This window comes from Cryobacterium sp. Hz9 (assembly GCF_004402825.1).
GTDB lineage: Bacteria > Actinomycetota > Actinomycetes > Actinomycetales > Microbacteriaceae > Cryobacterium > Cryobacterium gelidum.
Genome location: NZ_SOFC01000011.1, coordinates 312,094 through 324,688 on the forward strand (window position 1 = coordinate 312,094; position 12,595 = coordinate 324,688).

At 67.9% G+C, this 12,595-nt stretch carries 12 protein-coding genes; 4 read left to right on the plus strand and 8 right to left on the minus strand.

Translation table 11 applies throughout. From position 1 onward, the window contains the following. The first annotated feature begins 4 nt into the window (after positions 1-4). Both E3N85_RS05745 and E3N85_RS05750 read left to right on the plus strand, forming a co-directional pair. A complete protein-coding gene (locus E3N85_RS05745; protein ID WP_134460526.1) occupies positions 5-988 on the plus strand; it encodes a nitrilase-related carbon-nitrogen hydrolase in 984 nt (327 codons plus the stop codon). Further along, positions 985-2,013, plus strand: a complete 1,029-nt coding sequence (locus tag E3N85_RS05750; protein ID WP_134460529.1) for an agmatine/peptidylarginine deiminase — start codon at positions 985-987, stop codon at positions 2,011-2,013. Before E3N85_RS05745 ends, E3N85_RS05750 begins: the two co-directional genes overlap by 4 nt. A 4-nt stretch (positions 2,014-2,017) precedes the next feature. On the opposite strand, the gene E3N85_RS05755 is transcribed toward E3N85_RS05750, so the two are convergent. The 8 genes from E3N85_RS05755 to E3N85_RS05790 all read right to left on the minus strand — a co-directional run bounded on the left by E3N85_RS05755 (position 2,018) and on the right by E3N85_RS05790 (position 10,053). After that, the gene (locus tag E3N85_RS05755; protein WP_134460532.1) at positions 2,018-2,317 is read right to left on the minus strand and encodes a hypothetical protein; all 300 of its coding nucleotides are present in this window, start codon (positions 2,315-2,317) and stop codon (positions 2,018-2,020) included. A gap of 43 nt (positions 2,318-2,360) precedes the next feature. Next, positions 2,361-3,143 carry a 3-hydroxyacyl-CoA dehydrogenase gene (locus tag E3N85_RS05760; RefSeq protein ID WP_134460535.1) on the minus strand — a complete coding sequence of 261 codons (783 nt, stop codon included), beginning with the start codon at positions 3,141-3,143 and terminating at the stop codon, positions 2,361-2,363. Between the two features lie 82 nt (positions 3,144-3,225). Continuing rightward, entirely contained in the window at positions 3,226-4,410 is a 1,185-nt protein-coding gene (locus E3N85_RS05765) for a thiolase family protein (RefSeq protein ID WP_134460538.1), read from the minus strand. Between the two features lie 51 nt (positions 4,411-4,461). After that, positions 4,462-5,268: an RNA methyltransferase gene (locus tag E3N85_RS05770; RefSeq protein ID WP_134460541.1), complete on the minus strand. Its 807-nt coding sequence runs from the start codon at positions 5,266-5,268 to the stop codon at positions 4,462-4,464. Positions 5,269-5,476: 208 nt separating this feature from the next. Beyond that, positions 5,477-6,787 (minus strand): DUF4397 domain-containing protein, encoded by a 1,311-nt coding sequence (locus E3N85_RS05775; RefSeq protein ID WP_134460544.1) that lies wholly within the window; start codon positions 6,785-6,787, stop codon positions 5,477-5,479. A 110-nt stretch (positions 6,788-6,897) separates the two neighbouring features. Continuing rightward, positions 6,898-7,779, minus strand: coding sequence for an anti-sigma factor (locus tag E3N85_RS05780; protein WP_134460547.1), 882 nt, complete (start codon positions 7,777-7,779; stop codon positions 6,898-6,900). Then, complete coding sequence (locus tag E3N85_RS05785) at positions 7,766-8,320, minus strand: RNA polymerase sigma factor (protein ID WP_241978320.1); 555 nt, start codon at positions 8,318-8,320, stop codon at positions 7,766-7,768. The genes E3N85_RS05780 and E3N85_RS05785 overlap by 14 nt, the downstream gene beginning before the upstream one ends. Before the next feature lie 251 nt (positions 8,321-8,571). Continuing rightward, a complete protein-coding gene (locus E3N85_RS05790; protein WP_134460552.1) occupies positions 8,572-10,053 on the minus strand; it encodes an NAD-dependent succinate-semialdehyde dehydrogenase in 1,482 nt (493 codons plus the stop codon). Between the two features lie 156 nt (positions 10,054-10,209). Here E3N85_RS05790 and E3N85_RS05795 point away from each other — a divergent pair, with 156 nt between their 5' ends. Both E3N85_RS05795 and E3N85_RS05800 read left to right on the plus strand, forming a co-directional pair. Beyond that, positions 10,210-10,977, plus strand: a complete 768-nt coding sequence (locus E3N85_RS05795) for an IclR family transcriptional regulator (RefSeq protein WP_370289091.1) — start codon at positions 10,210-10,212, stop codon at positions 10,975-10,977. Positions 10,978-11,201: 224 nt separating this feature from the next. Beyond that, entirely contained in the window at positions 11,202-12,548 is a 1,347-nt protein-coding gene (locus tag E3N85_RS05800) for an MFS transporter (protein ID WP_134460555.1), read from the plus strand. The last annotated feature ends 47 nt before the right edge of the window (positions 12,549-12,595 follow it).

A 12,595-nucleotide genomic window follows, 5' to 3' on the forward strand; every position in this document is an offset into this window, starting at 1 on the left:
CAGCATGCGCCTGATCGAGGCCCCGTCCAGTCCGGCGTCACCCACCCGCGTGCGCGAAACCACCCGTCTTCCCCTGCGCGTCGGCCTCGTGCAGCATCGCTGGCACGCGCACGCGGAGACACTGGAGGCGGAGCTGGGCGAGGGCATCCGTTTGGCGGCAGAGGCGGGCGCCCGCCTGGTGTTTCTGCCCGAATTGACCCTCAGCAAATACCCGGGTCACGTGCCTGCCACCGGCACGCCCAAAGCGGATGCCGAGCCGCTGACGACCGGCCCAACCTTCGCGTTCGCGGCCATTCAGGCCCGGCTGCACAACGTCATCGTGCACGCCTCGCTGTTCGAGAAGCCGGACGACGATGACGCTCCGCTCGATGGCCGCGGCTACAACACGGCCATTCTGGTGTCGCCCACCGGCATACTGCTCGGCCGCACCCGCAAGACCCACATTCCCATCAGCGCCGGATACTACGAAGACACCTACTTTCGGCCGGGTCCCGCCGAGGACGCCTACCCGGTCTACACCGTCGCTGGCGCACGCCTCGGCCTCCCGACCTGCTGGGACGAGTGGTTTCCCGAGGTTTCCCGGCTGTACGGGCTCGGCGGCGCCGAAATTCTGGCCTACCCCACCGCCATCGGTTCGGAACCGCTGTTTCCCGATTTTGACACCCAGCCGATCTGGCAGCAGGTCGTGGTGGCCAACGGCATCACGAGCGGACTGTTCATGGTCGTGCCGAACCGGCACGGCGACGAGGGCGACCTCACCTTCTACGGTTCATCGTTCATCTCCGATCCGTTCGGACGCGTGCTCGTGCAGGCCCCGCGCGGCGAGTCCGTGGCGCTCGTGGCCGATCTCGATCTGGCCCAGCGTGACGAGTGGCTCAGCCTCTTTCCATTCCTGCTGACTCGCCGGCCCGACAGCTACGCTGGGCTGACGGCGGCGGTCGACCCGGGGCATCCGTTTGGCGAGGCCGCGGCCGGGGCGATCGCATGACCTGGCGGATGCCGGCCGAAACCGCGCCGCAAGACCGAGTTTGGATGGCGTTCCCGGCGGGCGGCTACACCCTCGGCAACACCATAGGGTCGGCGCACGAGGCGCGCCGCACCTGGGCCGCCGTCGCGCACGCCATCGCCGACTTCGAGCCGGTGACGATGGTCGTCGACCCGGCTGCCCGCGCCGATGCCGCCCGCTACCTGGGCAACGAGATCGAGGTCCTGTCGGCGCCACTGAACGACAGCTGGATGCGGGACATCGGCCCAAGCTTCGTGCACGACGACGCGGGCCGCCTCGGCGCCGTCGATTGGACCTTCAACGGCTGGGGCGCCCAGGACTGGGCCGCGTGGGAGAAGGACGCCGCGGTCGGCTGCTTGGTAGCGGATGCCGCCGGGGCGGCCGGGGTCTCGTCGGCGCTCGTGAACGAGGGCGGCGGGATCCACGTCGACGGTGAGGGCACCGTGTTGGCGACGCGCAGCGTGCAGCTCGACCCCGGACGCAATCCCGGCGCCTCGCCGGCTTCGGTCGAGGCGGAACTGCGACGCACGATCGGTGCGGAACACGTTGTGTGGCTGCCACGCGGCCTCACCCGCGACCACGACCGGTTCGGCACGCGTGGGCACATCGACATGGTCGCCGCGCTACCGTCGCCGGGCACGATCTTGCTGCACGCGCAGAACGATCCGGGGCATCCCGACTACCCGCTCACCCGCGAATTTCGCGCGCTGCTGGCCCAGGCACACGATGCGGCCGGGCGATCGTTTGCGATCATCGATCTGCCGGCGCCCGCGACTCTGCGCGATGACGAGGGGTTCGTGGACTACAACTACGTCAACCATCTCGTCGTCAACGGCGGCGTCATCACCGGCAGCTTCGGCGAGGAACGGGCTGATTCCCTGGCTCGCGACGTGCTCACTGCCGCCTACCCGGGGCGCCGCGTGGTCTCGGTCGACGCGCGAGCGCTGTTCGCGCGTGGGGGCGGCATCCACTGCATCACCCAGCAGCAGCCGTCAACGCCGGCCTGACCACTCAGCTCGCGGCGGCGACCCGCCGATTGTGCCAGGCCCGAATCACGATGAACGGCACGAGAACGGCCGCGATGAGCAGCGCAAAGGCCCAGGCTCCAATTTGGGGCGTCATGATATTCGCGCCCCAGATGACCAGGGCGATGGCTCCGACGTTTAGGAGAACGGAGGCCCGCGGCCGGCTCGGCGGGTTGGCGAACAGGGGCAATGGCGTCGTCGGGTTCGCCCAGGCGAGGCGCAGAACGTAGAAGATTCCGCAGACGAAGCCGGCTAGAACGAGAATCGTGCCGAAAATCACTGCCATGCGATGGTGCTCCCTGGTCGGTCGTTCCTTCGACCCTACAGTCCTACTTCGGCTGCATCCGAATCGCGCCGTCCAGACGGATAGTTTCCCCATTGAGCATGGGATTTTCAACGATATGCCGCACCAGGAAAGCGAACTCGTCCGGGTCGCCGAGCCGGGACGGATGCGGCACCTGGGCTCCGAGGGAGTCTCGTACCGGCTGCGGCAGCCCCTGCAACATCGGCGTGTCGAAGATGCCGGGCGCGATCGACATCACCCGAATCAGGCTCTGCGCGAATTCGCGGGCGAGGGGCAGGGTCATCGCGGCGACGCCGCCCTTGGACGCAGCGTAGGCCGCCTGCCCGATCTGCCCGTCGAACGCGGCGACCGAGGCCGTATTGACGATGACGCCACGTTCGGCGCCGCCCTGACGGTCACGGGCACCCAGGGGTTCGTTGCTCTGCATCGCAGCGGCGGCCAGCCGTACGACGTTGAACGTGCCCACAAGGTTGATACGAATCGCGCGTTCGAACTCCTCAAGCGGCAGCGGGCCGTCGCGACCGACCGTGCGAGCGCCGGGCGCGATGCCGGCGCAATTGATCACGATGCGCAGCGGCGCTAGAGCCACCGCAGCGTCGACGGCGGTCTGCACGTCGCCGGCACGTGTCACGTCTCCGGCCACGAATCGGGCCCGGAGACCGAGCGCGGCGGCGATCTCCCCTCCGGGGGCGCCGGGCAGGTCCAGGAGCACCACGGATGCGCCGGCCTCGTGCAGCGAGCGAACGCAGGCCAGGCCGAGGCCGGAGGCGCCGCCGGTGATCAGGGCGGAACATCCGTTTATCTGCATTAGATCCTTCCGATCCGGTGAGTTGCGGTGGTCGTGCTCGGCCGGGCGGAGCATCCGCCTCGGAACAGAATCCGCGTCTGCATCAGAATCTCTCGATCAGGGTGGCGTTGGCCATGCCACCGCCCTCGCACATGGCCTGCAGGCCCCAGCGGCCGCCGGTCATCTCGAGGTGGTTGACCAGGGTGCCGAGCAGGCGGGTGCCCGAGGAACCGAGTGCGTGGCCGAGGGCGATGGCGCCGCCGCGCGGGTTCAGACAGTCGGGGTCTGCGCCCGTCTCGCGCAGCCACGCCAGCGGCACGCTCGCGAAGGCTTCGTTGATCTCGTAGGCGTCGATGTCGTCGATGCTCAGGCCGGCCCGCGAGAGGATGCGCTGGGTCGCCGGAATCACGCCGGTGAGCATGAGCAGTGGGTCGCTGCCCACGACGGTGAAACTGTGAAAGCGGGCGCGCGGGTTCAACCCGAGCTGCGCGGCCCGCTTGGCGCTCATGATCAGGGTCGCCGAGGCGCCGTCGGTGAGCGGCGAGGAATTGCCGGCCGTAACGTGCCAGCCGAGTTTCGGAAAGCGTGCCGCGAGCGCGTCGGTGCGAAAGGCCGGGCGCAGGCCGGCGAGCGAGGCATGCGAGGTGCCGGGGCGAATGGTTTCGTCCTCGTCGATAACGCTGCCGTCCGGCCGGGTCACGGCCACGATCTCCCCGGAGAAGTCGCCCCGTTCGGCGGCCGCCGCAGCGAGCCGGTGGGAGCGGGCCGCATAGCTGTCGAGGGCGTCGCGGCCGAGGTTCCATTTCTGGTTGATGAGTTCGGCAGAGACTCCCTGGCTGACGAGGCCGTCGGGATAACGCGCGTGCATGAGGGTGCCGAAGGGGTCCTGCCCGCCGGCGGAGGACCCAAGCGGAACCCGGCTCATCGACTCGACGCCACAGGCGATGACCACGTCGGCGCTGCCGCTCATCACGGCCTGGGCGGCGAAGGCGGCGGCCTGCTGGCTCGACCCGCACTGGCGGTCGATCGTGGTGCCGGGCACGGTGTCGGGAAAGCCGGCGCTGAGCAGGGCGGTGCGCGTGACGTTGCTAGTCTGCTCGCCGCTCTGGCTGACGCAGCCGCCGATGACGTCGTCGATCAGTGTCGGGTCGAGGTTGTTGCGGCTGACCAGTTCGCGCAGCACGGTAGCCAGCAGGTCGGCCGGGTGGACGCCGTCGAGGGCTCCCCCGGGCTTACCCCGGCCCGACGGGGTGCGCAGAACGTCCACGATGACAGCCTCATTGCTCATACCCCCAGCCTAGGCCCGCAGGGGCGACAGCAGCGGCCCGGCGGTGCCCGGTCAGCCGGAGAGCGCCCACATGGCAACGGCACTCGCCGCGGCGACGTTGAGCGAGTCGATGCCGTGCTTCATCGGAATCTGCACGACGCTGTCGGACGCTGCGAGCGCCTCGGGCGTGAGCCCCTCTCCCTCGGCGCCGAGCAGCAGGGCCAGATGCTCATGCCCGGTGCCATCGAAATCGCGCAGGCTGACCGCATCGGCGGTCAGGGCGAGGGCGGCCACATGGAACCCGTGCCGGGTGAGCAGGGCGCGGGTTTCGGTCCAGTCACCCACGCGGGTCCACGGTACCTGCAGCACGGTGCCCATCGAGACGCGGATGGCCCGACGGTAGAACGGGTCGGAGCAGCGGGGCGTGACCAGAATGGCATCCGCTCCGATTGCGCCCGCCGAGCGAAAGATGGCGCCGACGTTGGTCGGATCCGACACGTTTTCGAGAATGACGATGCGACGCGCACCGGCCAGTATTGTGTCGGCGGAGGGCAGCTCGGGCCGGTGCATCGAGGCGATCAGGCCGCGGTGCAAAATGTACCCGGTGAGTTCAGCGAGCATTTCCCCGGGGCCCACGAACACTGGAACCTCGGCCGCGTAGTCGCCGAGCACGGCGAGAGCCTCGTCGGCCGTGTTGCCGAGCGCAAGCACAGACCGCGGAACATGCCCGGCTCGCACAGCCCGTTCGAGCACGAGCGCCGATTCGGCGATATAGAGTCCGTGCCCGGTGCCGCGGGCCTTCTTGAGGGCCACGTCGGTTAGGTGGGCATAGTCGACCAGTCGCAGGTCGTTCAGGTCGTCGATCGCGATCACAGGCATCCGCAAAGTCTAACCAGCCGCCCGGACGGGCTCCGGCCCGCGCCCGGGCGGGTGCCCCTATCGGCCCGCGCCATTCTGCGCATAACTCCTGCAATTTGCCGGCCGAGGCCGTTCGACCCCCGGAATTTCCGGGGGTCGAACGACCACCCGCCGCGGATTGCAGGAGTTATGCGCCACGGTGGCTCGGGCTGGCGCAGCGGAGGCGGAGCTACTTCGTGCGCACCGACTGCACGGCCAGGGCGAGGTTGCCGTCGGCGAGGCTGCCCCAGGCATACACGATGGTATTCGTGCGCGCGGCGATGTGCACGTCGGCCGGACCGATGAGCGCTGCGGTGGTACCGGCCGCCGCGACCGCAGCCGAGATCGTGCCGACCGGCAGTACGAGTACAGACTCGTTCGGGTTGGTCAGGCCGGTAATGGCCGGGACGCCGTTGGCGAGCACGTCAACGGCGGGTGCAGCAGCGACGTGGCGCACCGTCAGTCGGCCCTGTCCGTATCCGGGTGCGGAGGTATCGTTCGTGAAGAGGGCCGCGGTCGGATCTCCAGCCTCGCTCAGGTGAGCCACAGCCGTGTAGTTCATCCCGGACGCGACCGTGAGGTCGACCGGGCCGATCACGGGAGCACTCGCGTCAGCGGCATCCGCTGCGGTGATGGCGAGGGTGTAGGTGCCAGCCGCAATACGGAACGTCTTCGTGAGGGTGCCGGGTTCGAAGTTGTCGATGACCCGCTTGTTGTCGACGTACACGTCAACCACGACGCCGGGGATCGCGTGCAGCACTGAAACGGATGCCGGCGCTGCGGCCCGTGTGCGTACCGTCTGCACGAACAGGGCGAGGTTTCCCTTGGCGAGGCTACCCCAGGCGTACACGATGGTGTTGGTACGCGGGGCGATCGTGACATCGGCTGGGCCGAGCAGCGGCGCCGTGGTTCCGGCGGCGGCGACCACGGCACTGATCGTGCCGACCGGCAGGTCGAGCATGGCCTGCGCAGGGTTGGTCAAGCCGGCGACGGCCACTGCACCGTTCGCGAGCACGTCGACCGCGGGAGCGGCCGCAACGTGGCGCACCGTGAGACGGCCCTGCCCGGCAGCCAGCGGCGTGGTGTCGTCGTTGAACAGGGTGGCGGTGGGAATGCCGGTGTCGCCCAGGTGGGCGACGGCCGTGAAGCTGCGGCCAGCCGTGAGGGTCACGGTGGTCGAGCCGCTGAGTGCGATGTCGACCATCGGCGAGCCGTTGGCGCTGCCGCCGAGCACGAGGGGGTCAGTGGGAGAGATCTTGACGGTGTGCGTGCCGGCCGCCAGTTTCAGCGGGCCGAGCAGTGTTCCCGGCTTGAAGTCGTCGACAACGACACGGCCGTCCACCGAAATGTCGAGGGTCAGGCCGGGAATGGCGTGTAGCACCGACACCGAGGCGGTGCCCGGTGCCGCGGATGCCGCGGGAACAGCCGCCTGCGCCGGCGCGAGCCCGGCGAAAGCGACGAGAAGGCCGGCGGAGATTCCGACGGCTATGAACTTGCGCATTGCTTCCTCCAGTGGGTCGTTGCGGAAGGCAGCGGTGCCTCCCTGGTTACAACTTCCCCGGCCTGGGGCGTTTCGGATGCACTGTCACAAACTATTTCGCGACTCTCCGCTCAGAGCGCGTGTAACCGGCCGCGCACGATCGAATCTCCAGAGTGTGCCGGGTCGCCGTCGGCGGGCTCGGCCGACACATCCACGAGCGGGTACTGGGTGAGGTCGACGTTGGCGGGGATGGTGAAGCGACCAGACTTTCCCTCGAAGAATCCGATGCCGACCAGGCCGGACGCATCCGCTTTCAGCAGCCTTACCTCGCGCAGGCTCGTGGTCGGGGAGGTCTGCTCCTCGAGGTCGACGACGACCGAGCGACGGCCGTCCGCAGATTCCTCGACTCGCGCCGATCCGCTCGCGGTCCAGCCGGGTAGCGCGTCGAGGACAGCTTCGGCCACGACCTGCTCGCGGGGCGGGCCCATGCTGCTTCCCACGCCGCTGGCGATGCCGCCGAGCAGCCCGATCACGCCGGCAGCCGCCGCGAATGATGCCCAGGGGCGGCGGCGGGGCAGCGAGCGAGCCGGTGCGATTATGGATGCGCCCATCGCGCCCGGACGCGCCAGAAGATCGGCGGGTGCGGCTGATGCCCGGCCGTCAAGCGGCCCAGCCGATACGTCCGACGGGGCCGCAATATCCGTCCGGGCCTTGATCGGCCCAAAGCGTCGCGGCGTGCGCACCGCGTCGCTCAACCCGAGTTCAGCGTGGATGCTCGCCCAGATTCCCGCGGGCGGCGTCAGCACGCGGTCGACCCCGGCAGCGCGCCCGAGTTGCACGACCCGCCATAGGTCCAGGTATTCGCCGGCGCACGCACAGCAGACCGCGAAGTGGGCGCGCTCCCGGGCACTCGCTTCTATCTCGGCGAGGGCGAGCAAGTGCAGGTCGTCGCCACCGATGTGCACGGCATCAATGCGGGGGGTACCGATGCGGGCGGCATCAATGGGAGTCATCGGATACCTCCAGCCGGGTGCGTAGGCGGGTCAGACTGCGCCGCATGTGGCTCTTGACGGTACCGAGAGGCAGCCCGAGGCTATCGGCGATCTGCACCTGGGTGAGATCGCCGAAGAAGGCCAGGCGCATCACCTGCCGCGGGACGGGCTCGAGCCGGTCGATTTCGTCGCCGACCAGCACCCGGTTGACGACGCCGACGCTGTCGTCGGAGCGGTGCGGCGGCATGGTCAGGGCAAGCGATTCCTCAAGCCGCCGCTGCCGGCTGCGTGCCTCATGGGTGTCGGCGACCACGTGCCGGGTGATGCCGATCAGCCAGGCCGGCACCCGAGATCGGGCCGGGTCGAACCCGGCCCGTCCGCGCCACGCCGCGATGAACACTTTCTGGGTGACGTCTTCAGCGTCGGCCGCATTGGCGAGCGAGCGCACGGCGATCGTGAAGACCAGCGGAGACCAGCGCGCGTAGGCTGCGGCTAAAGCGCGCTCGTCGCCGCCGCGAAAGGCGCGGGCCAGGGCCTCGTCATCGTCGGTGGGTGCACTCACGTCGGTGTGGGTCCTTCGGGCCGAAACACGAATTGGGCAAAAACGCGTCGACCGGGCACCTCGGGCGCCGACCTCCGCGCGCACCAGCATAGTGAGTTTCCTTCGACTTGCGTGCGCTCGCCGGGCGGCGAGGGGCCACAGCAGCACACCCGACGTCGCATACCGTGGCCCCCGAAGCAGGAACCGACTCAATTATTACTTCTCTCAGCGCGGGCGAAACGGATGCACCCGGCCGCGATTTCGCGCGCCCGTTATGGCGTCGGCGTGAGCGTGTACTTCGTCGAGAGGTATTCCTGGATACCCTCGAGCCCACCTTCACGCCCGAGACCGGACTGCTTCACGCCGCCGAAGGGTGCGGCCGCGTTCGATACGACGCCGGTGTTCAGGCCCATCATGCCGGTCTGCAATTTATCGATCATGCGCTGGCCACGAGCGAGGTCGGTCGTGTATACGTAGCTGATCAGGCCGAACTCGGTGTCGTTGGCGAGGCGCACGGCATCCGCTTCGTCACTGAACGTGCTGATCGCCAGCACCGGGCCGAAGATTTCGTCGCGGAGAATGTCACTGCCCGGCTGCACATTGGTGAGCACGGTCGGCGAGTAGAACGTTCCTTCGCGTTCGATCGCCGCGCCGCCGGTGAGCAGGTTCGCGCCCCGGGTGATCGCATCCTGCACCAGGGCGTCGGCCTTGTCGACTGCTTTTTTATCGATCAGCGGGCCAATCGTGATTCCGGTCTCGGTGCCACGCCCGATCTGGAACGCTTCGACGCGTTCGGTGACCCGGCGGGCGAATTCGGCGGCGACGGACTCGTGCACGATGAAACGGTTGGCCGCGGTACAGGCCTGGCCGATGTTGCGGAACTTCGCGAGGAGTGCACCATCGACGGCTTTATCGAGGTCGGCGTCGGCGAAGACGACGAAGGGGGCGTTGCCGCCGAGCTCCATCGACGTGCGAAGCACGTTTTCGGCGGAGAGCTTGATGAGCGACTTACCAACCTCGGTCGACCCGGTGAAGCTGAGCTTGCGGAGGCGTCGGTCGGCGATGATCGGCTCGGTCACCGCGCCGGACTGTGACGTCGTGATGACGTTGACGACACCGGCGGGCAGGCCGGCCTCTTCGAGCAGGGCCACGAAGTGCAGGGTGGTCAGCGGCGTGAGAGCGGCCGGCTTGACGACGACGGTGCAGCCGGCGGCGAGCGCCGGGGCGATCTTGCGGGTCGCCATGGCCAGCGGAAAGTTCCACGGGGTGATCAAGAGACAGGGTCCTACCGGGTGTTGGGTGACGATCGTGCGACCGGTGCCCTCAGGATTGGTGCCGTAGCGACCACTGATGCGCACGGCCTCTTCGCTGAACCAGCGCAAAAACTCGCCGCCGTAGGCGACCTCGCCGAGCGCCTCGAGCAGCGGCTTGCCCATTTCGATAGTCATGAGCAGGGCGAACTCCTGCTTGCGTTCCTGCAGCAGGTCGAAGGTGCGGCGCAGAATTTCTCCGCGTACGCGGGCCGGAGTCGCTGCCCAGTCGGCCTGCGCGGCGTCGGCGGCGTCGAGGGCTGCAGCGCCATCGGCCACGCTCGCGTCGGCGATGGTCTTGATGACACGGCCGGTGGCCGGGTCGATGACATCGAGGGTGCGCTCGCCGGTGGCGGCAACCCACTTCCCGTTGATGTAGAGCTGGCCCGGCACCCGAGCGAGGAGCTCGGATTCATTTGTGCCTGCGTCGGTAACAGCTGTCATTGCATCTCCCAATAGTTCGTCTACCCATCGATCGGACGGTAACAGCCTAGCTGCGCGCACCGCTCTCGCCGCCCGACGGTTGCTCGTGCCCGACCGGTCGACCCGATCGTTGTGTCCGACGTGGGCGACGGCGAGAACGGATGCGAGAATACCAAGGTGTCGATTCCTGAGTTCGCCGCCGCGACCGACGAGGATGCGACCGCGGAAGCCGCGGCGCCGGAGCCTCACGCGCCCGCAGCCCACTCGCAAACCTTGTCACGCGGCATCCGCCTATTGGAGATTCTCGCCGAAACCGACGAACCGATGACCATCGTCGAACTCGCCGCCGCGCTCGTCGTGCACCGCTCGATCGCCTATCGCATCCTGCGTACCCTCGAAGATCACGGCCTCGTTATTCGCGATTCGGCCGGACTCGTGCGGCTGGGCCCGCGCCTGGCCGCGCTGGCTCGCGCGGTGTCTCGCGACCTGCAGGCCGCTGCCCTGCCCGTGCTCACGCGCATCGCCAACGAGCTCGGCATGACAGCGTTTGTCGCCGTGCTCGACCGGGGCGAGGTGGTCACGCTCGTGAGCATCGAGTCGCGGCAGGCCCACGCGACGGTCGCGCAGCGGCCGGGCACGCGCCATCCACTGCAGTGGGGCGCACCCGGAATCGCCATCCAGTCCGGCCTGAACGCATCAGAGTGGGCCGCGCTCGGGCACGCCGACGCCCGCCGGAGCGAGGCCGGTGAGGTCGCTGGCATCGGCTACGCCTCGAGTCACGACGAGGTCATTCCCGGCCTGTCGTCGATCGCCGTGCCGCTGCTCGTGCCCGGGGAATCACCCGCTGCCCTCGCGGTCGTGTACATCTCGAGTCTGCACTCCCCCGCCGACATCGGCGCCGCGCTCACCGCGGCTGCGCGCGCCATCATCGCCGAACTCAGCTGACTACCCGGTCATACCCAGGCTCTGCAGCTCACCCGGGCCCCACATAGGGCGCAATTTCGCACCCCGAAACGTTGACGAGTCATGACCCCGCACAATACTGACCAATAGGTAGGTAATCTTCACTTTTGATGCCATACTGCCCCCGTGCTGGTTTCTTCGCACGATGCACACACTTTGCAGCAGCACCCGACTTAGCACCGCAGTGAGATACAAGGGAGTATTCCATGGCATTGACGACCGATCGCAGGCAGGCCAAAAGCGCTAAACGCAGCGAAGAACGGCGGGTTCTCGCCGGCACCATGGTGGGTACCACCATCGAGTGGTACGACTTCTTCATCTATGCCCAAGCCGCCGGTCTCGTACTGGCCGGGCTGTTCTTCGCGCCGCTGGCCGGGGAGAACGAACCGCTCGCCCAGCTCATCGCCTGGGCCTCGCTGGGCATCAGCTTTCTGTTCCGCCCGCTCGGCGCCATTATCGCCGGGCACCTCGGCGACCGGATCGGTCGGAAGGCGATGCTGGTCTTCACCCTCGTCATGATGGGCGCGGCCACCGCACTCATCGGTCTGCTGCCGACCTTCGACCAGATCGGCGTCTGGGCGCCCATCCTGCTCATCGTGCTGCGCATCCTGCAGGGCTTCTCCGCCGGCGGCGAGTGGGGCGGTGCCGCCCTCATGTCCGTCGAGCACGCGCCGGTGAACAAGCGCGGCTTCTTCGGCGCCTACCCGCAGATCGGCGTTCCGGTCGGCCTCATCCTCGCCACCGGCGTCATGATCCTGGTGACCGCCTCGATGAGTGAAGAAGCCTTTCTCAGCTGGGGCTGGCGCATCCCGTTCCTGGTCTCCGTGCTGCTCATCGTCGTCGGCTGGGTCATCCGTCGCGCGGTCGCCGAAAGCCCGGTCTTCAAGGAGATGCAGACCCGCAAGAAGGAATCTGCCGCCCCGCTCAAGCAGCTGTTCCAGAACCACTCGCGTCAGGTCATCCTCACCGCGCTCATCTTCATCGCCAACAACGCGGCCGGCTACATGCTCATCGCGTTCTTCAACTCCTATGCCACCAAGCCCGCTGAAGCCGGCGGACTCGGCATGGAGCGCACTCCGGTGCTCATCGCGAGCACCATCGCGGCCGTATTCTGGCTCGCGTCGACCATGCTCGGCGGCATCCTCTCCGACAAGATCGGCCGCGTGCGCACGTTCCAGTTCGGCTACGCCTTTCTGTTCATCTGGGCCATCCCGATGTTCCTACTCATCGACACCGGCGACATCGCCTGGTTTGCGCTCTCCCTCATTGTTCTGGCGAGCGGGCTCGGCTTCTCCTACGGCCCGCAGGCGGCGCTCTACGCCGAGATGTTCCCGGCCCAGGTGCGCTACTCGGGAGTTTCGATCGGCTACGCCCTCGGAGCGATCCTCGGTGGCGCCTTCGCCCCGTTGATCGCGCAACTGCTGCTCGATAAGACCGGCCACTCCTTTTCCATCGGCATCTACCTCATGGGTCTCGCCACGGTCTCCTTTGTGGCGGTCACCCTCGTGAAGGAGACCCGCGGACTTCCGTTGGGCATCAGCACGCACGAGTAATTTCCGGTGACTCCCACCCGTGGATCGTATATGTTTTCCGATATCAC

Excerpts from the sequence above, each read along its gene's own strand:
- E3N85_RS05745 (WP_134460526.1), top strand. The coding sequence starts at position 5 with ATGCGCCTGATCGAGGCCCCGTCCAGTCCGGCGTCACCCACCCGCGTG.
- E3N85_RS05750 (WP_134460529.1), top strand. The coding sequence starts at position 985 with ATGACCTGGCGGATGCCGGCCGAAACCGCGCCGCAAGACCGAGTTTGG.
- E3N85_RS05755 (WP_134460532.1), bottom strand. The coding sequence starts at position 2,317 with ATGGCAGTGATTTTCGGCACGATTCTCGTTCTAGCCGGCTTCGTCTGC.
- E3N85_RS05760 (WP_134460535.1), bottom strand. The coding sequence starts at position 3,143 with ATGCAGATAAACGGATGTTCCGCCCTGATCACCGGCGGCGCCTCCGGC.
- E3N85_RS05765 (WP_134460538.1), bottom strand. The coding sequence starts at position 4,410 with ATGAGCAATGAGGCTGTCATCGTGGACGTTCTGCGCACCCCGTCGGGC.
- E3N85_RS05770 (WP_134460541.1), bottom strand. The coding sequence starts at position 5,268 with ATGCCTGTGATCGCGATCGACGACCTGAACGACCTGCGACTGGTCGAC.
- E3N85_RS05775 (WP_134460544.1), bottom strand. The coding sequence starts at position 6,787 with ATGCGCAAGTTCATAGCCGTCGGAATCTCCGCCGGCCTTCTCGTCGCT.
- E3N85_RS05780 (WP_134460547.1), bottom strand. The coding sequence starts at position 7,779 with ATGACTCCCATTGATGCCGCCCGCATCGGTACCCCCCGCATTGATGCC.
- E3N85_RS05790 (WP_134460552.1), bottom strand. The coding sequence starts at position 10,053 with ATGACAGCTGTTACCGACGCAGGCACAAATGAATCCGAGCTCCTCGCT.
- E3N85_RS05800 (WP_134460555.1), top strand. The coding sequence starts at position 11,202 with ATGGCATTGACGACCGATCGCAGGCAGGCCAAAAGCGCTAAACGCAGC.